The following is a 22,965-nucleotide window of genomic DNA, read 5'->3' on the forward strand; positions in this document are numbered from 1 at the left end:
TTCGCAAAAGAAATACTCGTACAGGCCGATAAATGAGTTAGAGCACGTCTCTAAATTAGCGCCTATTATAAAATATATTTCTAGGTTTTCAGAAAGAAAGGGTGGTGAAAGCATGATCACGGACATAAATTCGCTTGTTTCTGGGGCAGGAAAACCCGCCTCTAGCCAATCGTCCGCAACTTCGTCTATTGGAACGATCGCCAAACTGAACAGCGAATTGAAATTGATCGAAGGCATGCAATCCGTTCAAATAACTTCGGTGAAGAATGCTCAGACCGCTTCCGGCAATAGTCAACTTATCGGTGTGACGCGCAACAACCAACAACAACTCACCTTAATCAACGATAAGCCTTCGCCTAATTTACACGCCGGGGATAAAGGCACCATCAATGTTACGGGCAATCAGGTTACATTGATGGTAAACGTAGCAACCAAAGACTCATCAACATACAATCAAACACCCACCTCAAACTCGCCACATTCGACTCAAACATCGCCATCAAGTTCAACATCCACTAGTAGTAATACGCAACAAAATTCAGCGCCTACACAGCAAACGTTGACAGCAAAACCGTCACCGCCAGCAACGACCTACCAAGCAGCGAATTCTTCAGCCATCCAACAAGCTAAAACCGTCGCTCAAGTGGCCATTGCGAGTCGTCCAATTACGCTCACCGTAATAAGCAGTAATGCAGAGCTTGCGCAACCTAGTGGAGCTAATAATGCTATGACCGATAAAGCGCCTTCAATTTCGGTTCAAAATGCGCCTACTGCCACGGTAAAAAATACGACAACGTCACCAATAAATTCGATCGCGCCAGCAAGTATACAAAATGCAACCCAACTTCAAACCTCATCCCTTAATTCACCACAAGTTAATTACTCCGCAATAGTCAGTGATGGGGAAGAGCAGTTTACATTAACGACCAAACACCCTCTTAAACCTGGCGATACGCTCAACGTCATCGTTGATAAGCAAGGGCAATTACAGCTGTACCCCACAGAACGCACTAACACTACAGCCGCTACCCTAACGGAAGGCCTTAAACAAACTCTGCCTAAACAAGTAACGCCCCAAGAGTTTATCTCGCTTATCCGACAATTAAGTACCTTGTCGCAAGCTCAAAACACCACAGCACTTCCTGAGAAGCTATCGTCTGCAATTGATCAGCTGATTAAGCAACTACCAAATATCCAAAGTTTGACCCAATCAGGCGATGGCATAAAACAAGCGATTCAAAATTCTGGCTTGTTTAGCGAAAACAACCTCGCTAAACAAGCGAATTTGGTCTCTGATTTGAAGCTTAATCTTTCTCGTTTAGAAGGCGTAAATAATGAGTTATCAAAAGTAGCGCCAACTACTAACAACCTTTCTATCAATAGCCCACAACAAGCACTGAGTATGGTGGCTGGAGCGATTGAACGCATTACAACTAGCCAAGTAAGGCACCTAATAGAAAGTGCTCAACAAGACGGTTCTATTTTGCCGTTAACCGTTGAAATACCAATTAAAGACGGACAATCGACATCCATCGTCAATTTACGCATTGATAAGGATGACTCTGATAACGAAACCCAAGAACCTCATAAACGCCGCTGGCTTGTTCAATTAAAGTTTGAATTTGAAGAAACAGGGCGATTTGAAGCACGTGCCAGTGTGCAGGATAAAAAAGTGGGTGTTCTTTTTGCTGTGGAAGAGGCCAATACTGAGCAAATGATTCGTGAGCGATTAGATGATCTAAGAGCAAACCTAAGAGGAAGAGATGTCGAAATTGAAACCTTGGATTGTTTCAGAGCAAAATTAAACGCTCAGCCTAATCAATACCAAGAAACATCGCACAAACGACTTATAGATGTGAGAACTTAAATGAATCCTAAAAAAGCGGTTGCTTTAAAATACGATTTTCAAAGTGCCCCCACTGTTACAGCAAAAGGAACCGGATATTTAGCTGAACAAATTATGCGTGTCGCGGAAGAAAACGATGTATTGCTTCATAAGAGCCCAGAACTAGTAGAAGTTTTGTCAACACTTGAACTGGGGGATGAAATACCGGAGACACTGTATCTTGCTGTCGCCGAGATTATCGCCTTTTCCCATTCGCTTAAAGGATCGGGCGACTATGGCATCAATTAATTGCTAATAAGATTGGCTAGAGCTAGGCGCTTTACGAGACTCTTTTTTTAACAAACTGATGAGCTCCGCTTCTGCTCGTATCAGACCGCACTTGGATACTAAGTCGTCCACCGAGGCTCCCATTTCAAGCAATTCCATGGCACGATTGTAAGAGACACTGCTGCCTTCTTTTGATATTAGTTCAGACTGTTTCTCGACGGCCATATTTAAACGCTTCTCTATAGCAACCAGACGACGCCCCATGCCAATAGAGCCAGATGCTAACACTTGAACTTGTTTCTTTTGTGCTTGCTCTGCGTCTTGCGCTGAGCGTTCAAATTTCTTCAGTTTTCGAGAAAGGCGAAATGCCCACACTGCTAACGCTACAAGAATTAAAAACTGTAGCACTAGCAAAAAGTTAAAAACCCATTGAGATTCCATTAATCGCCTTTTGAAACTCGCTTTTTCTAAATAGAAGCGATTTCGCTCCACTCATCTTCAGAAAGCATTTTATCTAAATCTACAAGAATCAACAAAGTATCATTTTTATGACAGACACCTTGAATAAATTTGGAAGATTCATCATTACCAACACTTGGCGATACTTCAATTTCAGACTGTCGTAGATAAACTACTTCAGAAACGGCATCCACTAAGATACCGATCACATGGCCGCCTACCTCAAGAATCATAATACGTGTTGCGTCTGAGATCTCACCTGAGACTAAGTCGAAACGCTGGCAGGTATCGATCACCGTAACAACGGTACCACGAAGATGAATGATACCTAACACAAAAGAAGGCGCACCTGGAACAGGCGCTATTTCTAAGTAACGCAACACTTCTTTCACTTGCATTACATTGACGCCATAAGTCTCGTTTTCAAGGCGGAATGTTACCCATTGAAGCATTGGATCATCGTTTTCTTTAACTTCATTTTTTAAAGCGATACTTGTCGACATCACGACCTCCACAAGCTTAATCTTTCAAATGTTTACGAAAACCGTTATCTGGGTCTTCCAGTAATTCGATAAACCCCTGTACATCTAATATAGCGCACATATGGTCAATTACCGTACCGGCTAACCATGGACGTCGACTTCGATCCGAACGCCACTTCACTTGAGACGGTTCCAGCGAGATTGCTTCTGCAACTTTCTCACAGGCTAAGCCCCAATCCGAGCGGTCTAGTTGAATCACAAATTTAAAGTGTTCTTTGAGCTCACCTTCATAGTGATTCGGCATTACCCACCGTGCTGTATCAACCGTACGAATGTTATGCTCACCAACATTGGCCATGCCCATGAACCATTGAGGTTGACCAAAGATTTCTGTGAGCTTCTCATCGCTCGATTGGTAAATACCACCTAATTCAACCAATGGCACAGCAATTTTTAAAGCACCAACATAAAATAACAGGCATTCAAAACGACTTTGAGCCCAAGGTAGCGGCTCTGTTTTCGCTATAAACCTAGATGGCTCTGGCTCTGGCTCTGGCTCTGGCTCTGGCTCTGGCTCTGGCTCTGGCTCTGGCTCTGGCTCTGACTCTGGCTCTGGCTCTGGCTCAATAGTGTCTTCTATTAGAGTATCATCTAACAACTCTGTTTCAGTTGCTACCTCTTCTACAAATGCACTTTCGTCTTGAGCAGCTTCAATGTCATCTAAAAGAACGTCTTGCTCTTGCTCTACTTCTTCAAATGATTCGTTCGCAAGACTGGCAAGATCAGATTCAATGTCCCAAGTTTGGATCTCAGCTTCTTGTAATACAGGCGGTTCATAATCCGCTTGGATGGTTTGAATCGCCGTTTCAAAGTCAGCAAATGATGCATCTAACACTTGGTAATCTATTCCACTTGAATCATACGGCTCCATTTCAAATGATGTTTCTAACCCAACGCTTTCAGGCTTATCAAAGCTTTTCTCAGAGACTTCTTCAACAGAGCTATTATCTTCAATAGCGCTTTGGGTATTTTCTAACTTTTCTTCTTGCTTAGCAGGTTCAGCTCGCTCAGGCTCCGAGAAAGTCGATTCCTGTAATAAGTCGTTTAAATAGCTCTGCAACGCTTGTTGCGGGCCATTTAATGTATAGTCTTTCGTTTTAGTATCTTTCATTCTTCTTAACCGGATGGATTCAGTAAAGTATCCATCAAACTGGCGTAAGCTTTCACACCTCGAGCGTTAGCATCCAGTGCAGAGGGGGCAACTCCTGCTGTACTCGCATCTCGTAGCTTGGTATCTACTGGAATGACAGAATGCCATACTGCGTCTTCATACAAATCTTTCAAACTACGTAAGCTTTTATTAGATGCTTGGGTCCTACGATCAAATAGCGTTGGCACAATCGTATAAGGAACAGGTCTTTTTCTAGCTCTATTGATCATGGTCAAGGTGCGTATCATTCGCTCTAAGCCTTTAATTGCTAGAAATTCCGTTTGCACAGGAATCACCAGCTGCTGACAAGCCGCTAGCGCATTAATCATCAACACCCCCAACACTGGAGGACTATCGATTAAAACATAATCGTAATCATCCCATAGTATGGCAAGCGTTTTTGAAATAACTAACCCCATGCCACCTTGTGCTTGGGCATGTCTCTCTAATGTCGCAAGCGCGGTTGATGCAGGAATTAAAGATAAATTAGGATGCCCTGTTTCTAAAATAACAGAACGCGGTAACTCTTCTGGGATCTTGCCACTTACTTGAAATAGATCATAACCACTGTGCTCAATGGAATCAGGGTCAAAGCGAAAATAACTAGTCAATGAACCATGGGGATCAAGATCGATCATTAATACACGATGGCCAGCATCCGCCAGTAAGCCGGATAAACTAACAACTGTTGTGGTTTTCCCCACGCCACCCTTTTGATTTGCCACCGCCCAAATGTGCACACCGACCCCTTAGATGTTATGCAAGAAATTTACGTAATTATTGCAACACAATCATATACATTAACTCGCTAGTTAAACAAGTAATCATGCAAGTTATCCGCCTGACGCTTGCTGATTTTTAACGTTACTCGTCGATTTTGTGCTCTCGCAAAGTCGTTGCTATTACGAACCTGCGGGTTTTCACTCGAAAAGCCGATAGGGGCCAACAGTTTAGGGTCTATTCCACGATATACGAGCTCATCAACAACAGAGGCCGCACGGAGACTTGAGAGATGCCAATTAGAAGGAATTCGAGTGGAGTTTGTAGGTAAATCATCGGTATTGCCAAGCACCATGATTGGAGCGGGATAAGATCGTAATATATTGGAAATTACGATCATCAAAGCAGCTGCTTCATTAGTTAGCTCAAAGTCTCCTTGGTCAAATACAAGTGATGACTTCATATCTAAGGAAATCCAATTAGCATCTTCAGTTATAGACACTTGGCCTGATGACTGAAGAACCGGAAATTGAGAATTAATTGACTCATTAAGAGCGTCATAAAGCGGACTTTTGCCCTCGACTTCGCTAGGAGCATTTTCAGCTTCAGATTGATCATCAGGAACAACTTCTAGTAATCGCTCACTTTCAGGTTGCCCAGAAACCGGATCACCAATATTAATCGGTTTTATCGACTTTTGTACCGCATCAAACACACCGTTCAATGTTTCACTTAACACCTTTTCATTGCCTGCTTCTTTTAATGAAATTGAATAAAGAGCCACAAAAAAAGCGAAAAGAAGTGTTATAAAGTCTGCGTAGGAGAGTATCCAACGATCTTGATGTGGAGCATCCTGCCCCCCCCGACTACGCGATTTTCGCCGGCGTCGGTTACCATTACTCATAACCACTCAATTCCAAATCAAGTCGTTGCGGATGTTTACCAATTGCTATTCCATGAATACCATCAATAAACATTTGATTATTAAGTAATTCAAGATCTGCATAACGATACAGTTTACGGCAAATAGGAAAAATCACTAGATTAGCAAAACCTTGTCCATACAGCGTTGAGACAAAAGCAACCGCAATACCGTGTCCTAAGGCCTCGGGACTGTCGAGATTAGCCATAGCTTGTATCAAGCCTAATACAGACCCCATAATACCAAGCGTTGGAGCATAACCGCCAATTGACTCTAGAAAGCTAATATAGATACCGCGGCGATCTCGAATACGCTCTGCTTCGTCATGTAATCGATCAGAAAGAAGTTCTGGATCTGCACCATCAACAGCCATTTGCATCGCTCGAATTGCAAATTCATTATTTAGCGACTGAACATCGTTTTCCAAAGCAATAATTGAAAAGCGTCTGGCTTTATGAGCCAATTGATTTAGCGTACGACGATTACCACTGAGATCAAAAACAGGAGGGAACAATGACCAAGAAAGCATGCGTAATGCAGATACAGCTTCGTGGAGGCTACTTTGCGCTAAGGCAGCACCTAGGCTTCCAACAACAACGATAATAGCTGAAGGAAGGTTAAGCAATAAAACAACCTCCCCCCCTCCTAGCCAATTCGCTAGGAATACCGATGCAAAAGCAACAATCAATCCACCTAGCGTTAAAAAATCCACTAACCAACCTCTTTAACAATTCGCTCGCCAATGTGATCTAAATGAATCACATCGTCTGCTAAATCCGCTTTTTCAACAGCTTGAGGCATACCATAAATCACACAAGAGTCTTCACTCTGAATCCAAACACGAGAGCCAGAATTTTTCAACATCCGAGCACCTTCACGACCATCTGCGCCCATCCCAGTCATAACAACTGACAATACTTTTCCTGGATAACATTTTGAAGCTGACCCAAAAGTGACATCAACAGAAGGTTTATAATTCAACCGCTCATCACCTTCAAGAATGCGAACACACCCACCGTTACGAGGGTCAACCATCATTTGTTTTCCGCCTGGAGCAAGCAAAGCCACACCTGGTTGAAGTTTATCGCCATCTTCGGCTTCTTTAACGGTAATCTGACAAATATTATTTAACCGCTCAGCAAACGCATGAGTAAAAGCTGCAGGCATATGCTGAACCAATACTAATGGCGCGGAAAAGTCTTTTGGCAATTTTGATAGAACAGCTTGCAGTGCCATGGGACCGCCTGTAGATGTACCAATAGCAACCAAACTCACTTTCTTACGGGCGCGTGGAATAATGACGCCTCGATCACCACTCACAACAATCGGTCGAGGTGCAACCTTGGTTGCAGCTCTTGCAATAGGCTTAGAAACACCACCGGTTCTAGTTCTAGCAACCGTTAAAACTCGCTCTACTAAGGTATGCTTAACGACTGCCGAATCTCGAGATATATCCTCAAAGTTTTTCGGCATGAAGTCGACAGCTCCAGCTTCAAGCGCATCAAGTGTTACTCGAGCACCTTCATGGGTCAGCGAGGAGAACATAAGCACAGGTGTTGGCTTACTTTTCATAATTTCAGAAACAGCCGAAATGCCATCCAGAACAGGCATTTCATAATCCATCGTCACAACATCAGGAGACAGTGCTTTGACCTTATCAACAGCTTCCTTGCCATTATTGGCTGTCCCGACCACTTGCAAGCGAGGATCAGCACTAAATATTTCTACTAGACGACGTCGGAAGAATCCCGAGTCATCAACGACCAGCACCTTCACTGGCATAATACAGCTCCTGTAACTTGTCTAGCGTGAAGCATAGCTCTTCAGCATACTTGGCACATCAAGAATGATTGCAATACGACCATCACCAGTGATAGTGGCACCCGCCATACCAGGCGTACCTTGCAGCATTCTGCCTAGTGGTTTGATAACCACCTCTTCTTGTCCAACTAATTGGTCAACAACAAAGCCGACTTCGTTCATGCCCACTTGAACCACGACAACATGTGCTTCTGCCGGTTTCTCGTCGAATGCAGCACCTTTAATCAGCCAGTTTTTCAGATGGAAGATCGGCAAGGTTTTACCTCGAATAACCACAACCTGCTGACCATCTACAATATTTGTTTTGTTAAGATTTAAATGGAAAATTTCATTAACACTGACAAGAGGGAAGGCAAATGCCTGATCATTCAGCATAACCATCAAAGTTGGCATAATGGCTAGAGTCAATGGTACTTTGATGCTGAAACGAGACCCCTGACCTAAAACGGATTTAATCTCTAACGTACCGTTCAACTGCGAGATCTTCGTTTTCACAACATCCATACCAACACCACGGCCCGATACATCGGTGATCTCAACCTTGGTTGAGAAACCTGGCGCAAATATCAAGTTAAACGCTTCATCGTCAGAAAGTCGTTCTGCGGCATCTGTATCCATCAAGCCTTTTTCTACTGCTTTACGACGCAATACATCCGCATCCATACCTGCACCATCATCATCAATAGACAGTAAGATATGATCGCCTTCTTGCTCAGCAGATAGAATAACGTGACCTACACGCGGTTTGCCCTTGGCTTCCCGCACGTCTGGTGCCTCTACACCATGATCTACAGAGTTTCGCACTAAGTGGACCAAGGGATCAGCCAAGGCCTCAACTAAGTTTTTATCTAGATCGGTATCTTCACCCCGAAGCTCTAAATTCACTTCTTTTTTCAGATTACGAGCCAAGTCACGAACAACTCGAGGGAAGCGGCCAAACACTTTCTTGATTGGCTGCATCCGTGTTTTCATAACAGCATTTTGTAAATCACCTGTCACTACATCTAAGTTAGCAACGGCTTTACTCATAGACTCGTCGTCACTCTGAAGACCTAAGCGAACTAGGCGGTTACGAACCAATACCAGCTCACCTACCATGTTCATAATGTCATCGAGACGTTTAGTATCAACTCGTACTGTTGTTTCTTGAACAACTGGCGCATGCTGAGATTTCTCTTTGGCCTCGGCATCAGCAGCTTCAGGCTTAGGAGCAGGTGCTGGTGCTTTTTTAGGAGCGGCTTTCGGTTTCGTAGCTTTCTTTTCAGGTTCTGGCTTAGCAGTTTTAGCTTTTTCTTTCGTTTCAGGTTGCGGAGCAGTTTTTGAGTCGGCTTTTGGAGCAGCTACATCTTCTTTAGGGCTCTGTCCTTTTCCATGCAAACTATCAAGAAGCTGCTCAAATTCGTCTTCTGTAATAAGATCTGATTCCGATGAATTTGGAGCAGCATCACTTTTAGGAGGTTCTGGGGCTGACTTTTCAGCTGGTTTAGTTTCTTCTTCAGTGATACCTGGAGCACTGCCACCGTGCAGTTGATCTAACAATGCTTCAAACTCATCTTCTGTAATATCATCAGAGTCTGAACCGCTTGTAGGAGTAGGCTCATCAATTGGTGCGCTATCGCGCTGAGCAGCCTCAATACCGGGAGCACTGCCGCCATGCAACTGATCTAGTAACGCATCGAACTCGTCTTCAGTGATCTCATCTGAATCAGGTTCAGCACTGCCGGCTTGTGGCTCCTCAGACGGTGTATCGGAGGAACCTAAGGCACTTAGCAAAGACTCGAACTCATCGTCTGAGATATCCTCATGATCAGAATCTGCGGCTGGCTCGCTAATCTCAGAATCCACATCATCTTCAACGTTATCTTCTTCAGCATCCTCGTCATCTGAATCGTCATTCAATTCATCTTCAGACGGCGGCTTAGCATAGAAACTCAAAGACTCAATAATTTGAGGGTCAGCAGGTTCAGGGTCACCACCTGAACGAACAGTTTCAAACATTTCATTCACAGCATCTAGAGCTTGCAGTACAACGTCCATCAACTCCGAATCGACTTTACGCTGGTGGTTACGTAATATGTCAAAGACGTTTTCTGCATAGTGACAACAGTCAACAAGCGCGGTTAGCTGTAAAAATCCAGCACCACCTTTAACTGTGTGGAACCCACGGAATATTGCATTCAATAGTCCCGTATCTTCCGGATTTTGTTCCAAATCCACTAATTGCTCTGAGAGCTGTTCCAGGATTTCTCCAGCTTCTACTAAAAAATCCTGTAGAATTTCTTCATCAACCTCGAAACTCATCCGCAGCAGCTCCTATTAAAAACCAAGACTCGAAAGAAGATCGTCGACTTCATCTTGGTTATTCAGTACTTCAGGGTTATCATTCTTATTAATCGCGGGCCCGTGGCCTCGATCGTCATCACGTTCCTTGTTCTCTGCCTCATGCTCCATACCAGAGATACTATCAACTCGACCCGCAACAGATACAAGATGGACTAAACGTTCCTCTACGTCACGTATCAGTTCGTTAACTCGTGTAATAACTTGTCCTGTTAGGTCTTGGTAACCTTGTTCTAACAGTATGGTATTAAGATTGTTATGCAAGGTTGTGGCACTTTCATCGGTATACTTTAAGAACACATCAATTCGTTTATACAAATCACGAAATTCTTGTGGTGTCAGATCTCTCTGTATTAACCGACTCCAATCTTTATGTAATGCTTTTGCTTGGTTTTGCAGTTCACTTGCGACTGGCACACTACTATCAACCATATCCATGGTTTTATTTGCTGCAGAGCTGGTCATTTCGATTACATAATTTAATCGATCTGATGCATCCGTTATACGCGTTGGAGAATCACTGTCTGCATCCGTTGAGCCGGCACCGCTTTGGACCATCATTTCCACTGAATCTAGCTGAAAATCACGAATCGCATCGTGTAAACTACGTGTTAGATAACCAACTTCATTGTAAAAGCTATTATGGCGAGCCTCGCTTAACTCTTGGATGATCTTGATCGCACCACTAAAGTCACCGACTTCAATTTTATTGAGCAAGTCTACGGCACCATCTTTTACAACAGCTTCGAACTCTCCAAGTTTTGACTCGTTTTCACTAGACATTTACAACCCCTATTTTGCGGAATCAATACGTTCGAAAATCTTTTCAATCTTTTCCTTCAAGGCCACTGCTGTAAAAGGCTTAACAACATAGCCATTTACGCCAGCCTGAGCAGCCGCGATAATCTGGTCTCGTTTAGCTTCCGCAGTTACCATTAAAACTGGGGTAGTTTTTAATTTCTCGTCAGCACGAACAGCGCGAAGCAACTCAATACCTGTCATCCCAGGCATATTCCAGTCAGTCACAAGAAAATCAATTGTGCCTGTTTGAAGAATAGGCAGTGCAGTCGTTCCATCATCCGCTTCGACTGTATTGGTAAATCCCAAATCCCTCAGTAGATTTTTGATGATACGTCTCATCGTTGAGAAATCATCAACAATCAGGATTTTCATATTTTTATCCAATGCAACCTCCACAACCCTTAGGTAAAGTCATTTCTATCATAGTAATTAATCCTGCCAATCTGTCAGTCGAGAGCGTAGACGCATCGCTGCTTGACTGTGTATTTGACTGACACGTGATTCACTAACGCCCAATACAGCGCCAATTTCTTTTAAATTCAATTCATCATTGTAATATAGAGAGAGAACTAACTTCTCGCGCTCTGGCAATCGATCAATCTCTTGAGCCAGATTTACTTGAAATCCTGCTTCCTCTACTAAATGATCTGGTTGGCTGCTATGACCATCTACTTTAATATCAAGCTCATGGCTACCTGTTTCGCTGTCCAACATTTCCTCATAACTAAACAATTGGGTCGACATAGAGGAATGTAAAATTTCATGATATTCGTCAATACCAATGTCCATATGGGCAGCAACTTCTAGATCAGTTGCCTCACGCCCGCTGAGTAACTCTACTTCACGAATGGCGCTTGCCACCGCTCTGCTGTTTCGTCTTACTGAACGTGGCGCCCAATCACTTTTACGCACCTCATCCATCATAGAGCCACGAATTCGAATTCCTGCGTATGTTTCAAATGAAGCGCCTTTAGTCGATTCGAATCGCTTATGGGCTTCAATGAGCCCCATCATCCCAGCTTGAATCAAATCATCAATATCAACACTACTTGGTAATCTTGCAAGCAGATGATAGGCGATTTTTTTCACAAGAGAATCATACTTCAGTACAATCGCATCAATCGATAACGTCGCCTTCTTTGTATACATGCTACATCCATCTTCGCGTCTTGATATGCTACAACTTAAAATTTATTATCAGGGAGCGTACAAACATAAATGTACTATATAGTTCCCTCTAGCGCTCTGCCAAATAACATATTTTTACTAACTCCCATACTTAAGTGACCCATATAACTGCCCAAATTGCTCAGCAGTATACACTGCACGGCTAATTAAGTTATGCGCTCGCGCGGGTTCTATGTCATCAGGGATTCGCTGACCGTATGCAACATACATAACTGGCAAACCTTCTTCAATCACAACGCTAATCGCTTCACCGAGCGAAGCGGACTCATCAATCTTACTTAATACACAACCATCTAACTGTATCTGAGAATAAACATCCACAACAGTTTTTAACACCTGACGCTGACTTGTACAGGGTAAAACTAACAATTTCTTTAAATATCCGCGCGCTCTTTTCATCATAGCAAGCTGCCGTTCAAGGTTCTGATCCCTTGGATTCATGCCTGCTGTATCCACAAGCACTAGCGAGTAATCTGCATATTTATCTAACACTTCATTTAAGTCAGTGTACTCATTAACAACCTCAACAGGGACATTTAAAATCCGGCCAAACGTGCGAAGCTGCTCATGAGCGGCTATACGGTAAGTGTCCGTAGTTATTAATACCACATTATTAGAGCCATATTTCAAAACATACTGAGCTGCTATTTTGCCTATAGTTGTTGTTTTTCCAACACCCGTCGGTCCCATAAATGCAATACACCCGCTGAACGCCTCTACCGTAGAGCGTATAGGGATACTATCTGCTAAATGGGAAAGTGCTTTCTTCCAATCTTCCTCTCTACCCGTTAAGGATAGATCAGACATAATCTTATCAATGACTTTTTCTGACAATCCTAACGTGGTTAATTGTTCTTGAAGCCGTTGATCATAGGTCTGCCTCTTAGATGCAGAAGCTTGAGCAACAACCTGCTGATTATCTTGCTGTGTCTGTTCTAATAGCCTTCGAACTTGTTCGAGCTCTTTCTCCATCGCTCGAAGCTTCTCTTCGTCAGGCGATGGGCGTTCAGGAACATGATCCTTTAATGATAGGCTTTCTTGTATTGAAGGCTCTGGATCAGGTTCATAAGATTTTGTGACAGGGGCATAATCATCAACATAATGATTTTTAGCAGGATTTTGTCTAGGTGGTGGTGAATCATCAAAAACTTCGTACACTTCACCTTTAGGCTTTGATGACGATTGGGGAGCCATGCCGCGCGCTTGCTCTAAACGCTCTTTGTAGTGTGCGCTAGGCTCTGGTGTTGTGGGCTGTGGGGGAGCTTTTCGCTGTACTGGGTCTGGTTTGTGGTTTGTACTAGGTGTCATTGAACCGTCATAATCGATTGCTATAACAATTTCAACTTCGCCACTTGGCAGGCGTTTATTGGACATAATGACAGCATCAGGCCCGACGGCTTCACGTATCTTACGTATCGCCTTCTGCATATCGGGAGCTCTAAACCGCCTATACTGCATTTAATACCAGTCCTTTAAGTCTATTTATGCATACAAATCCATAGCTTACCCGAAAGGTTTTCATAAATATAGCTAGAAAATCAATGCTTTTCCTTAATTCACTGGCCAATGACAGCGACCACCGTCACCCGTTTGTTATCAGGCACCTCTTGGTAAGAAAGTACAGACATTCCCACACCACCATAACGCATAAAACGAGCCAACATAGGACGTATCGGAGCCGATACGATGAGTATAGGCGTGTTACCCATTGCTTCTTGTTGCTCTGCATGTTCACGGAATGACTTTTGTAACTGCTCAGCCATTTGAGGCTCTAGTATAAGCGCTTCTTCGTTTTTAATTCCGGATTGCTGGCTTTGCTGAACCGTCTGCATTAGCATTTTCTCAAGCTGCGGATCTAAAGTCATAACAGGTACTTCTTCGACACCTTCGGCCAATGATTGCATAATCATGCGCGATAATGATGTACGAACTGCTGATGTCAAGATCATAGGATCTTGTGATTTTGGTTGTACGCCCATAATAGCTTCCGCAATAGTACGCATATCTCTAAGCGGAACATTTTCTTGCAGTAGGTTTTGCAGCACTTTTAGTAAAACACTTAAAGGCACCGTATTCGGCACTAATTCTTCTGCTAATTTAGGATTATGCTGTTTTAGCAAACCAAGCAATTGTTGCACCTCATCATGACCAATCAGCTCAAAGGCATGTTTTTGCATCACTTGGTTGATATGGGTTGCAACTACCGTACTGACGTCTACGACGGTATAACCATAGGTTTGAGCTTGATCCCGCTTCTTGGTATCAATCCAAATAGCATCTAAGCCAAATGAGGGATCCTTTCCTGGAATACCGTCTACCTTGCCAAATACTTGACCGGGGTCGATCGCCAATTCTTTATCTGGATGCACTTCAGCCTCAGCAAGACTCACCCCCATTAGGGTAATTCGGTAAGCGTTCGGCATTAAATCTAAGTTATCTCGTATATGTACACTGGGAACCAAAAAACCGAGTTCTTGAGATAACTTTCGACGAACGCCTTTGATGCGTGAAAGGAGCTCTCCACCTTGGCTTTTATCTACAAGAGGTATCAAACGATAGCCAACTTCTAAGCCAAGCATATCTACTGGCGCAACATCTTCCCAACTTAAATCTTTACTTTCTGCTGGAGGCTGAGCACCACCTGAGTCCCCCTTCGTAGCTCCCTTCGATGCCGTTTTTGTTCGGGCCTTTATCTTCTTACGATACTCAATAAAGTATGCACCACCTGCAACACATGCGGCTAATGACAGGAAAGAAAGGTGAGGCATGCCTGGCACGACGCCCATTATGGTTAAAATGCCCGCCGCAACATAAAGCGCTTTAGATGAGGCAAACATCTGACCAAAAATCTGCTGCCCCATATCACCCGCTTCATTAACACGAGTAACCATGATCGCAGCCGCGGTCGATAACATTAAAGAAGGCAATTGAGCAACAAGCCCATCACCGATAGTCAGAAGAGAGTAGACTTGAACAGCTTCAACAAATGACAAACCATGTTGCGCCATACCAATAGCCAGACCACCAATGATATTAATACCCAAAATCATCAGGCCGGCGACGGCATCACCTTTTACAAACTTCGACGCACCATCCATCGAACCGTAAAATTCCGCTTCTGCTGCTATTTCATCACGGCGCTGCTTGGCTTGATCAGAGTCAATCATGCCAGCATTCAAATCCGCATCGATTGCCATTTGCTTACCTGGCATAGCATCCAGCGTAAATCGAGCACTTACTTCCGAAATACGCCCTGCACCTTTGGTCACTACGGCAAAGTTAATGATCATCAAGATGGCAAAAACCACAAAACCTACAACGTAATCGCCACCAATCACTACTTCACCAAAAGCTTGGATAACCTTTCCGGCAGCATCCCCGCCTTCATGACCATTTAGTAGGACAACTCGGGTTGAGGCGACATTCAACGCCAGTCGCATCAAGGTTGAAATCAATAGAATTGTAGGGAAGACAGCAAAATCTAATGGCCGCATGGAGTATACAGCCACCAATAGAACCACTATTGCTAACGCAATATTAAAGGTAAATAGAACATCTAGCAGGAAAGGAGGCAGTGGTAGAATCATCATGGCAAGCAATGCCAATAAAATAAAAGGAACACCTAAATTGCCACTTAGGATACCTTTCATTTGTCCACCTAATCGTTGGCGATCAAATTCCACTTACACCTCTGCACATCAAATTAGCGCTCCCCATTCCACTGAAACTCCTCTGGTACATCTAATGGTGGCATGCTTTCAGGGGGCTTATCACCTGTTCGAGCCATTCTTATTTGATAGACATAAGCCAACAGCTGAGCTATCACTTGAAATAACCCTTCAGGAATTTCATCACCGATCTCTGTATGTCGATAAACTGCACGGGTTAATTCCGGCGATTGTATCACAGGGATTTCATAGTAATTGCCAATCTCTCGAATCTTTAGGGCAATGAAATCATTTCCTTTCGCCAATAAAACCGGAGCCTTTCCATTTGCCTGATCATATTTTAATGCTACGGAAAAGTGTGTCGGGTTGGTAATGATGACATCAGCTTGAGGCACATCGGCCATCATACGCCGCATTGCAGCCTGACGTTGCAACTGACGTATACGCCCCTTTACTTGAGGGTCACCCTCTGCATTCTTATATTCGTCCTTAACTTCTTGCTTAGTCATTTTGAGTTTATCTTTGTGCTGCCAAGCTTGGAAAGGCACATCTACTGCAGCAATAATGATGAGAGACGAAGACACTAGAATAAACGCCCAAATCAGAACTTCAACCGCATGATTAAGTGCTGTCCCTGTTGCTTCAAAAGTCAAATCAGTTAGCGTAGGAACATAGTAGCGCAATACAAAGTAAGCCGCAGTTCCGACAAGAGCCACCTTCAAAATAGACTTACCAAGCTCCACCAAAGACTGGACGGAGAACATTCGCTTGATCCCCGTAATAGGGTTCATTTTAGATAATTTTGGTGTTATTGCTTCAAACGAAAAGTTAAAACCACCTAAAGCGACACTACCAATGATGCCTGCCACCGATACAATCACCATGAAAACAGTAATAGAGTCCATTGCCGCCATGATCGATACATACAAATGATGAATCATCATGGCTTTATCAAATAAATCTTCACGAGCCAAAGAAAAATTGAAGGCATACAGTCGTGTCAAATCGTCCACTATTAGCATGCCAACCATATACATTGAAAAAGCCGCTACAACTAGTAAAACAGCACTACTTAGATCTTTAGAACGAGCAACATTGCCCTTTTCTCTTGCTTGTTCGAGTTTTTTGGCACTGGCGTCTTCGGTCTTTTCTGTGCCGTTTTCATTCTCAGCCATTACTATCGAACCCCCATGTCTCTTGCAACCAAGTCGTCATTTCCTGAAAAAACAACCGATAGATGTCTAAAAAGTCTTCCAACATAATCCAAATAAAGACAAGTGAAAACAGCATGATAATCGGGAAGCCAAGTGCGAAGACATTTAACTGAGCGGATGCTTTTGCTACAACACCAAATGAAATATTCATAACAAGAGTGGCTACAGCAAGCGGAAGAACCATTAATAGGCCTTTTTCAAATAGCCAGCTACCCAGCTGCAACACATCCCAATAACGCTGACTATCAAAGCCGTTACCAATCGGCCAATACTCAAAACTACTCACCAGATACTCGATCATCACAAGATGACCATTTGTGCCCAAAAAAGCCAGCCCCGCCATCGTCATATAGTATTGGCCTACTGTAGCAACAGTAATACCGTTTGCGGGATCATTCGACATAGCAAAACCAAGCCCAGCTTTCATTGCTGCTAATTGTCCTGCTAAAGAAAATATCTGAAATAAAACCGTTACAACGAACCCCAAGACAATACCGACAATAAGCTGTTCAGCAATCAGCAAGATAAAGGCAGGTGAGATTGGGTCATAGCTAGGTACTGTGACGATAGGCGTCACAATGATAGAAATCACAAAGGCAAAAAGCAGACGAACACGGATGCTTACAAGTTTACTGCCAAATAATGGCAATGCCATTAAAAAAGCCCCAATCCTAAAAAAAGGCAACAAGAAGCTGACAGCTAATGCCATTAATTGATCAGGATTTAATTCCAGCATCAGCCAATCATCATGGGAATATCAATAAACAGCTGTGTAAAAAAGTCTGTCAGTGTTGTTAAAACCCATGGTCCAAGATGCATGATGGCAAAAATAGTGACAATAAAACGAGGTAAGAAAGTCAGTGTCTGTTCGTTAATCTGAGTTGCCGCTTGAAAGATACTCACGATTAAGCCTACAACCAAACTGGGTACCATTAATGCCGAGACAATAACGACGATCAAATAAAAGCCCTGCCCATACAAATCGAGAACAATTTGGGGATCCATGACTAAATTCCAAAACTAGCGGCTAACGTTCCCATAATCATAGACCAGCCGTCTACCATCACAAACAACATAATCTTAAAGGGTAACGAAATGATCACTGGGGATAACATCATCATACCCATCGCCATCAATACACTGGCAACAACCATATCAACGATCAAAAACGGGATAAATAACATAAAACCAATCTGAAATGCCGTTTTTAACTCACTGGTCACGAAGGCAGGCATCAATATTGTGAATGGGAGTGTGTCTAATGAATCAATTTGGCCTTCTTTACCTGCTAATTTGACGTATAGCGCTATATCATCTTCACGTGTCTGAGCCAGCATGAACTCACGCACAGGCTTAGAAGCAGCCTCCACGGCTTGAAGTGATGTCATTTCATTATTTAAGTAAGGCTGCAAAGCCTTAGCATTAATTTCATCAAGGGTCGGCGTCATAATAAACAACGTTAAAAACAAGGCCATTCCTAGCATTATTTGGTTAGAAGGCGATTGTTGCAAACCAATAGCCTGACGAAGAATGGATAACACGATAATGATTCGAGTAAAGGAAGTCATCATAATTAACGCTGAAGGAAGCAGCGTTAAAGCTGTCATGATGAACAAGATTTGCAGTGTTACTGAATATTCTTGGCTACCATCTGCATTAGTGATCACTGATACGGCTGGTAACCCTTGATCTGCCCAAACAAAAAAAGGCAAGATAGAGATTGCAACCAACGACCACTTTAGAAGTCTTAATATATTACTTCTCATTAGCTAACTGCTCGCTCATCATCTCAGCAAACTGGCTTCCAGCCGAATCAAATTCATTCAAGCAGGTAATATGGTTAGCCGTTGCACCAAGCAACATTCGCTTCCCCTGAACTTCAACCAAAATAAGCTTTTCTTTAGTGCCAATTGATTGTATTGCTATAATTTGAATTTCAGATTTTGATAGCTTATGTTGCAGCCCTTGTAAACGCTTTAGGCCCCAAATAACTGCGGGAATCAGGGCAATCAAAAAAGCTAATGCAAAAAACAGACGCCAAATTGAAGACGTATCAGCCATTTTTATACCACCAGAAAAAGGCTCTGCAAGCACGCCTACTGAAATAAAAAAGGTACTTAATACAAAAAAATATCGCGTCATTTAAAAGTTTATTTTAACCGTTTAATACGTTCACTGGGGCTAACAACATCCGTTAGACGAATACCATACCTGTCGTTGACCACCACAACTTCTCCATGAGCAATCAAAGTACCATTTACCAATACATCTAGTGGTTCACCAGCAAATCTATCCAACTCTACAACAGATCCTTGTGTTAGCTGTAGCAAGTTACGAATAGCGATTTCCGTGCTCCCCAGCTCCATGGATAAAGTAACAGGAATATCCATTATAAGCTCCATATCAGAGCTTAATGCGGGCACTCCAGATGCACCACCTAGTTCCTCTAGCTGTACAGGTTTTACATCCTGCTCAGACATAGCAGCAGCCCATTCATCATCAACGTCGCCACTCTCTCCTTCATCATCACCCGCTTCAGACATTGCAGCTGCCCATTCATCAGCTAAATCAGCGTCCATTCCTTCTGCATCTGGGTTAGTTTCTTCTGCCATTTTTTAGACCTAACTAATTCTTAGAATTCTTACAATTTTCAACCATTTCAACGGCGTAATAACCGTTACTTACACCAAGTTTACCTTTAAAAGTAGGTACGTTATTGGCTCGCACCGTGACTAATTCTGGCATCTCAATCGGTATAACATCTCCTTTCTTAAACTTCATAACTTCACCCAGCTTAACTTTTTTATTAACAACGTTGACCTGGATATCGACATCAAGTTCTTGCACATCTTGCTCTAACGACTTCCCCCAGCGTTCATCTTTTTCATCAACATCACTTTGAACACCGGCATCAAGCAGCTCTCTCACTGGTTCAATCATTGAATAGGGCAAGGTAATATGAAGTTCACCACCGCCGCCATCAAGTTCGATATGAAAGGTTGAGACCACAACAACTTCACTTGGACTAACAATATTAGCCATTGCAGGGTTTACTTCCGAACTGATGTACTCAAGATCTACTTTTAACACAGGGGCCCAAGCTTCAGTCAAATCCACAAAGACCTGCTCAAGCATCAACTGCACGATTCGGATTTCGGTAGGCGTAAATTCTCGACCTTCAATTTTAGCGTGACGACCGTCACCACCAAAAAAGTTATCTACTAACTTAAACACCAGTTTTGCATCTAAGATAAACAACGCTGTGCTTCGCAATGGGCGAAACTTAACAAGGTTCAAACTGGTAGGGACATACAGAGTATGAACGTACTCACCAAATTTCATGATTTGAAGACCACCTGATGACACATCGGCAGTTCGACGCAATAAATTAAAAAGGCTTATACGTGTATATCGAGCAAAACGCTCATTAATCATTTCAAGCGTGGGCATTCGCCCACGCACAATTCTCTCTTGGCTGGTGATATCATAAGATGAGACACCGCCTGCATCGGCATTATCATCCGCTTCAGGCTTTTCATCTGCACCGTGTAAGAGTGCATCAATTTCATCTTGAGATAATAAATCTTGCGCAGCCATCTATCGTCCTTATTGCATCACAAAGTTTGTGAACAATACGTCTTCAATGCCGCCTAAACCGGTTTCTTGAGTCAGAATGCTGTTGATTGTTTCAACAGAAGCCACTTTCAAAGCCTTTTTACCGTCCACTGTTTGCAGCTCATCAAAGGATTGACTTGAGAAAAGTAATACAAGACTGTTTCTAATCAACGGCATATGCAACTTCACGGCGTCAATTTGACCTTGATCACGAGACTTCAGTGTCATATTCAACTGCAAATAACGCTGCTTCCCAGATACCATGAAATCAACGACAAACGCTTGATCAAGATCCAAATAAATTGCCGGACCATCTAATTGAACCATTTCTTCTGCTGAGGCCGCCTCTCCATCAGCAGCTTCTTCTGTATCGTCACCACTGAATAAAAATAGGTACGCAGCAGCACCACCGCCACCTAATACCAACAGCGCCACAACAATAATGATGATCAGTTTTTTCTTGCCGCCCTTTTTTCCTTCTTCAGCGCCAACATCTAATTCATCGTCTGCCATATACAACCCTTGTTCATGCAAATTAGCTAATACATTCTACGAATGTGCAAGATCACTATTCTACAAAGATTATAGTGAATCACCATGGTTTTCTACGCGTAATAATCAATCCCTTGTTCTGTAGGCGATACATAACTCACATTTTCCAAGCCATCCATATCTCCTACATCGTCATTGCCAGGGTTTCCCCCCCCTTTTCCTTGTCCATTTTGGCCATCAGACGCATCCGAGCCATAAGCTTGCCCATTATCTTGTGAGACTTCCACATCAACTGAGCCTAAGTCCATGCCTTGTTGCTGTAACATATCTCGAAGGCGTTGCATCTGCCCCTCAAGGGCTTCTTTCGCGTGCGCCGAGCTGGCAACAAAGCTAACGTGCGTATTGGAATCTTGATCAATACTAACCTTTACCGTCAAACTCCCCAACTCAGGTGGATCTAATTGTATATGTGCGGTTTTGAACCCTTCTTTAACCACCCATGACACCTTAGAAGTCATCTCTGATGACCAAGCTTGGGTGTTCGGTAAAGCGTGCATCGTTAACTGTGCAGCAGCACCTTCTGGGCGGACATTAGAAGTTCCAGCCCCCACAAGAGCATTTACTGAACTCAGGCTATTAAGCCCCTGACTAGCAGGTTGCAATGAGCTATTAAATCCTGACTCAACTTGCTCAAGTACTTTTTTAGCGCCGATTAATTCGCTTAAATCTTTAGGAAGCTCAATCAAGTCCTTGTCCATTAGCACAGATAAATCGCCGTCCTGAAGCGCAGCAGCTAAAGATTCTCCCGATAAAGTACTATTAGACACATTCATAGCATTGGGTGCAGCACTTAAACCATTTGTTGATTGCTCCGTTTTTTTCGACAGTTGCTCCATCATCCAACGTAGGTTTTCATTAGGTCGAAGAGTTTCTGCCTCACCTTCTGTGTCTTCAATGTTTAAAGCAAAAGAGGCTCTAGGACCTAAATCACTAACAGGTGTAGCATCATCGAATGTTCCCGATATATTCTCTGCGGCTCCTGTTGCCTTTCCTGCAGCAAGTATCGATGATGACTCCCCCTCTAAAGTTCCCGACACTTTTTCTTCAGCAAGAACCGATGATGACTCCCCCTCCAAAGTTCCCGATACTTTTTCTTCAGCAAGAACCGATGATGACTCCCCCTCTAAAGTTCCCGACACTTTTTCTTCAGCAAGAATCGATGATGACTCCCCTTCTAAAGTTCCCGACACTTTTTCAAAAGTCTTACCTTCTGAAGAGGCAGTATCATCTAAAGCTGGTTCAGTTTTATTTAAAATCGAAGAGTCTCGCTCTGATGAAGAAATAGATTCACCTTTGACTTCGAGCGAAATATTTGTATCAGCTTCACCGTCTTGCGATAACTGCTCGGCACTTGTTTCAGGTGGGGATTGAATCACACTTGAAGTATTTCCTGAGCCTGTATTTTGATAATTAGCCTCTTGAGTAGAAACATCAACTGCAACGGCTTGCCCATCGATTTGCCGCTCTTTGCCATCCTCATCGACAACGGAAGACTTTGATGTATCCACCTCGACACCTTCTTGGTACGCGGCTTTGCCCTCATCAGACTTTTCTTTCTTATCAGAATCTTTTAACGTTGCTTCTTTCTCTAAAGGTTTGGACTGCGTATCGTGATATTCAACTGAATCTTTTTTCGGGGCTTCATTCATTAAAACGCGAGATTCTTCAAGATCTTGATTTTTATTAACTTTATCATCAGAAACCGGACTTGTTTTAGGCTTTCTTTCTGTACTCGATAGACGATTCGTTGCATCAAAAACAGAACCAAAATCTCCTCCGCTGTTAGATTGGGATAAAGAAGATGTTTTTGCGACTTTGGGAGTCGTTGGTACGACAGATAAAGATGGGCTATTAATCATG

The 22,965-nt window shown here is 43.1% G+C and carries 24 protein-coding genes; 2 read left to right on the forward strand and 22 right to left on the reverse strand.

The genetic code is table 11. The features are described 5' to 3' along the window. Window positions 1-112 precede the first annotated feature (112 nt). Complete coding sequence (gene fliK / locus AYW75_RS11890; RefSeq protein WP_067099709.1) at window positions 113-1,867, forward strand: flagellar hook-length control protein FliK; 1,755 nt, start codon at window positions 113-115, stop codon at window positions 1,865-1,867. After that, window positions 1,868-2,134 carry an EscU/YscU/HrcU family type III secretion system export apparatus switch protein gene (locus AYW75_RS11895; protein ID WP_067099712.1) on the forward strand — a complete coding sequence of 89 codons (267 nt, stop codon included), beginning with the start codon at window positions 1,868-1,870 and terminating at the stop codon, window positions 2,132-2,134. 3 nt (window positions 2,135-2,137) lie between these two features. Here the strand turns inward: AYW75_RS11895 and AYW75_RS11900 are convergent, their stop codons facing one another. The 22 genes from AYW75_RS11900 to AYW75_RS12005 all read right to left on the reverse strand — a co-directional run bounded on the left by AYW75_RS11900 (window position 2,138) and on the right by AYW75_RS12005 (window position 22,964). Continuing rightward, window positions 2,138-2,554, reverse strand: a complete 417-nt coding sequence (locus AYW75_RS11900; RefSeq protein WP_067099714.1) for a DUF2802 domain-containing protein — start codon at window positions 2,552-2,554, stop codon at window positions 2,138-2,140. Between the two features lie 26 nt (window positions 2,555-2,580). Continuing rightward, a complete protein-coding gene (locus AYW75_RS11905) occupies window positions 2,581-3,075 on the reverse strand; it encodes a chemotaxis protein CheW (protein WP_067099716.1) in 495 nt (164 codons plus the stop codon). A 16-nt stretch (window positions 3,076-3,091) separates the two neighbouring features. Next, window positions 3,092-4,225, reverse strand: coding sequence for a chemotaxis protein CheW (locus AYW75_RS11910; protein ID WP_082856505.1), 1,134 nt, complete (start codon window positions 4,223-4,225; stop codon window positions 3,092-3,094). A gap of 5 nt (window positions 4,226-4,230) precedes the next feature. After that, complete coding sequence (locus tag AYW75_RS11915; protein ID WP_067099718.1) at window positions 4,231-5,004, reverse strand: ParA family protein; 774 nt, start codon at window positions 5,002-5,004, stop codon at window positions 4,231-4,233. 68 nt (window positions 5,005-5,072) lie between these two features. Beyond that, a complete protein-coding gene (locus AYW75_RS11920; protein ID WP_067099720.1) occupies window positions 5,073-5,888 on the reverse strand; it encodes a flagellar motor protein MotB in 816 nt (271 codons plus the stop codon). Next, window positions 5,881-6,618, reverse strand: coding sequence for a motility protein A (locus AYW75_RS11925; RefSeq protein WP_067099722.1), 738 nt, complete (start codon window positions 6,616-6,618; stop codon window positions 5,881-5,883). Before AYW75_RS11925 ends, AYW75_RS11920 begins: the two co-directional genes overlap by 8 nt. Continuing rightward, window positions 6,618-7,688 (reverse strand): protein-glutamate methylesterase/protein-glutamine glutaminase, encoded by a 1,071-nt coding sequence (locus AYW75_RS11930; RefSeq protein ID WP_067099724.1) that lies wholly within the window; start codon window positions 7,686-7,688, stop codon window positions 6,618-6,620. The genes AYW75_RS11925 and AYW75_RS11930 overlap by 1 nt, the downstream gene beginning before the upstream one ends. A 21-nt stretch (window positions 7,689-7,709) precedes the next feature. Beyond that, window positions 7,710-10,028 carry a chemotaxis protein CheA gene (locus tag AYW75_RS11935; protein WP_067099726.1) on the reverse strand — a complete coding sequence of 773 codons (2,319 nt, stop codon included), beginning with the start codon at window positions 10,026-10,028 and terminating at the stop codon, window positions 7,710-7,712. Between the two features lie 15 nt (window positions 10,029-10,043). Further along, window positions 10,044-10,850 (reverse strand): protein phosphatase CheZ, encoded by an 807-nt coding sequence (locus AYW75_RS11940; RefSeq protein ID WP_067099727.1) that lies wholly within the window; start codon window positions 10,848-10,850, stop codon window positions 10,044-10,046. Window positions 10,851-10,859: 9 nt separating this feature from the next. Beyond that, window positions 10,860-11,240, reverse strand: a complete 381-nt coding sequence (locus AYW75_RS11945; protein WP_425643020.1) for a chemotaxis response regulator CheY — start codon at window positions 11,238-11,240, stop codon at window positions 10,860-10,862. Window positions 11,241-11,297: 57 nt separating this feature from the next. Beyond that, on the reverse strand, window positions 11,298-12,017 hold the full coding sequence (locus AYW75_RS11950) for an RNA polymerase sigma factor FliA (protein ID WP_067099731.1): 720 nt from the start codon (window positions 12,015-12,017) through the stop codon (window positions 11,298-11,300). 117 nt (window positions 12,018-12,134) lie between these two features. Further along, window positions 12,135-13,484: a flagellar biosynthesis protein FlhF gene (gene flhF / locus AYW75_RS11955; RefSeq protein WP_231886201.1), complete on the reverse strand. Its 1,350-nt coding sequence runs from the start codon at window positions 13,482-13,484 to the stop codon at window positions 12,135-12,137. Window positions 13,485-13,612: 128 nt separating this feature from the next. Further along, window positions 13,613-15,739, reverse strand: a complete 2,127-nt coding sequence (flhA, locus tag AYW75_RS11960; RefSeq protein WP_082856506.1) for a flagellar biosynthesis protein FlhA — start codon at window positions 15,737-15,739, stop codon at window positions 13,613-13,615. A 20-nt stretch (window positions 15,740-15,759) separates the two neighbouring features. Continuing rightward, window positions 15,760-16,899, reverse strand: coding sequence for a flagellar biosynthesis protein FlhB (flhB, locus tag AYW75_RS11965; protein WP_067099736.1), 1,140 nt, complete (start codon window positions 16,897-16,899; stop codon window positions 15,760-15,762). Continuing rightward, a complete protein-coding gene (gene fliR / locus AYW75_RS11970) occupies window positions 16,892-17,674 on the reverse strand; it encodes a flagellar biosynthetic protein FliR (protein ID WP_067099738.1) in 783 nt (260 codons plus the stop codon). Before fliR ends, flhB begins: the two co-directional genes overlap by 8 nt. Beyond that, window positions 17,674-17,943 carry a flagellar biosynthesis protein FliQ gene (gene fliQ, locus AYW75_RS11975; protein ID WP_067099740.1) on the reverse strand — a complete coding sequence of 90 codons (270 nt, stop codon included), beginning with the start codon at window positions 17,941-17,943 and terminating at the stop codon, window positions 17,674-17,676. Before fliQ ends, fliR begins: the two co-directional genes overlap by 1 nt. A 2-nt stretch (window positions 17,944-17,945) precedes the next feature. Next, window positions 17,946-18,704, reverse strand: a complete 759-nt coding sequence (fliP, locus tag AYW75_RS11980; protein WP_067099741.1) for a flagellar type III secretion system pore protein FliP — start codon at window positions 18,702-18,704, stop codon at window positions 17,946-17,948. Then, window positions 18,694-18,999 (reverse strand): flagellar biosynthetic protein FliO, encoded by a 306-nt coding sequence (fliO, locus tag AYW75_RS11985; RefSeq protein ID WP_231886202.1) that lies wholly within the window; start codon window positions 18,997-18,999, stop codon window positions 18,694-18,696. The genes fliP and fliO overlap by 11 nt, the downstream gene beginning before the upstream one ends. Window positions 19,000-19,088: 89 nt before the next feature. After that, a complete protein-coding gene (fliN, locus tag AYW75_RS11990; protein WP_067099745.1) occupies window positions 19,089-19,550 on the reverse strand; it encodes a flagellar motor switch protein FliN in 462 nt (153 codons plus the stop codon). A 13-nt stretch (window positions 19,551-19,563) separates the two neighbouring features. After that, complete coding sequence (gene fliM / locus AYW75_RS11995) at window positions 19,564-20,535, reverse strand: flagellar motor switch protein FliM (RefSeq protein ID WP_067099747.1); 972 nt, start codon at window positions 20,533-20,535, stop codon at window positions 19,564-19,566. 9 nt (window positions 20,536-20,544) lie between these two features. After that, a complete protein-coding gene (locus AYW75_RS12000; RefSeq protein ID WP_067099749.1) occupies window positions 20,545-21,066 on the reverse strand; it encodes a flagellar basal body-associated FliL family protein in 522 nt (173 codons plus the stop codon). Window positions 21,067-21,158: 92 nt separating this feature from the next. Then, window positions 21,159-22,964 carry a flagellar hook-length control protein FliK gene (locus AYW75_RS12005; RefSeq protein WP_067099751.1) on the reverse strand — a complete coding sequence of 602 codons (1,806 nt, stop codon included), beginning with the start codon at window positions 22,962-22,964 and terminating at the stop codon, window positions 21,159-21,161. Window position 22,965: the final 1 nt, after the last annotated feature.

It is taken from the genome of Marinomonas atlantica (assembly GCF_001639725.1).
In the GTDB taxonomy this organism is placed as follows: domain Bacteria; phylum Pseudomonadota; class Gammaproteobacteria; order Pseudomonadales; family Marinomonadaceae; genus Marinomonas; species Marinomonas atlantica.

What these genes read in the sequence shown, in the direction of transcription:
- fliK (WP_067099709.1), top strand. Translation starts at nt 113, where the DNA reads ATGATCACGGACATAAATTCGCTTGTTTCTGGGGCAGGAAAACCCGCC.
- AYW75_RS11895 (WP_067099712.1), top strand. Translation starts at nt 1,868, where the DNA reads ATGAATCCTAAAAAAGCGGTTGCTTTAAAATACGATTTTCAAAGTGCC.
- AYW75_RS11900 (WP_067099714.1), bottom strand. Translation starts at nt 2,554, where the DNA reads ATGGAATCTCAATGGGTTTTTAACTTTTTGCTAGTGCTACAGTTTTTA.
- AYW75_RS11905 (WP_067099716.1), bottom strand. Translation starts at nt 3,075, where the DNA reads ATGTCGACAAGTATCGCTTTAAAAAATGAAGTTAAAGAAAACGATGAT.
- AYW75_RS11910 (WP_082856505.1), bottom strand. Translation starts at nt 4,225, where the DNA reads ATGAAAGATACTAAAACGAAAGACTATACATTAAATGGCCCGCAACAA.
- AYW75_RS11920 (WP_067099720.1), bottom strand. Translation starts at nt 5,888, where the DNA reads ATGAGTAATGGTAACCGACGCCGGCGAAAATCGCGTAGTCGGGGGGGG.
- AYW75_RS11930 (WP_067099724.1), bottom strand. Translation starts at nt 7,688, where the DNA reads ATGCCAGTGAAGGTGCTGGTCGTTGATGACTCGGGATTCTTCCGACGT.
- AYW75_RS11935 (WP_067099726.1), bottom strand. Translation starts at nt 10,028, where the DNA reads ATGAGTTTCGAGGTTGATGAAGAAATTCTACAGGATTTTTTAGTAGAA.
- AYW75_RS11940 (WP_067099727.1), bottom strand. Translation starts at nt 10,850, where the DNA reads ATGTCTAGTGAAAACGAGTCAAAACTTGGAGAGTTCGAAGCTGTTGTA.
- AYW75_RS11945 (WP_425643020.1), bottom strand. Translation starts at nt 11,240, where the DNA reads ATGAAAATCCTGATTGTTGATGATTTCTCAACGATGAGACGTATCATC.
- AYW75_RS11950 (WP_067099731.1), bottom strand. Translation starts at nt 12,017, where the DNA reads ATGTATACAAAGAAGGCGACGTTATCGATTGATGCGATTGTACTGAAG.
- flhF (WP_231886201.1), bottom strand. Translation starts at nt 13,484, where the DNA reads ATGCAGAAGGCGATACGTAAGATACGTGAAGCCGTCGGGCCTGATGCT.
- flhB (WP_067099736.1), bottom strand. Translation starts at nt 16,899, where the DNA reads ATGGCTGAGAATGAAAACGGCACAGAAAAGACCGAAGACGCCAGTGCC.
- fliR (WP_067099738.1), bottom strand. Translation starts at nt 17,674, where the DNA reads ATGCTGGAATTAAATCCTGATCAATTAATGGCATTAGCTGTCAGCTTC.
- fliQ (WP_067099740.1), bottom strand. Translation starts at nt 17,943, where the DNA reads ATGGATCCCCAAATTGTTCTCGATTTGTATGGGCAGGGCTTTTATTTG.
- fliP (WP_067099741.1), bottom strand. Translation starts at nt 18,704, where the DNA reads ATGAGAAGTAATATATTAAGACTTCTAAAGTGGTCGTTGGTTGCAATC.
- fliO (WP_231886202.1), bottom strand. Translation starts at nt 18,999, where the DNA reads ATGGCTGATACGTCTTCAATTTGGCGTCTGTTTTTTGCATTAGCTTTT.
- fliN (WP_067099745.1), bottom strand. Translation starts at nt 19,550, where the DNA reads ATGGCAGAAGAAACTAACCCAGATGCAGAAGGAATGGACGCTGATTTA.
- fliM (WP_067099747.1), bottom strand. Translation starts at nt 20,535, where the DNA reads ATGGCTGCGCAAGATTTATTATCTCAAGATGAAATTGATGCACTCTTA.
- AYW75_RS12000 (WP_067099749.1), bottom strand. Translation starts at nt 21,066, where the DNA reads ATGGCAGACGATGAATTAGATGTTGGCGCTGAAGAAGGAAAAAAGGGC.
- AYW75_RS12005 (WP_067099751.1), bottom strand. Translation starts at nt 22,964, where the DNA reads ATGATTAATAGCCCATCTTTATCTGTCGTACCAACGACTCCCAAAGTC.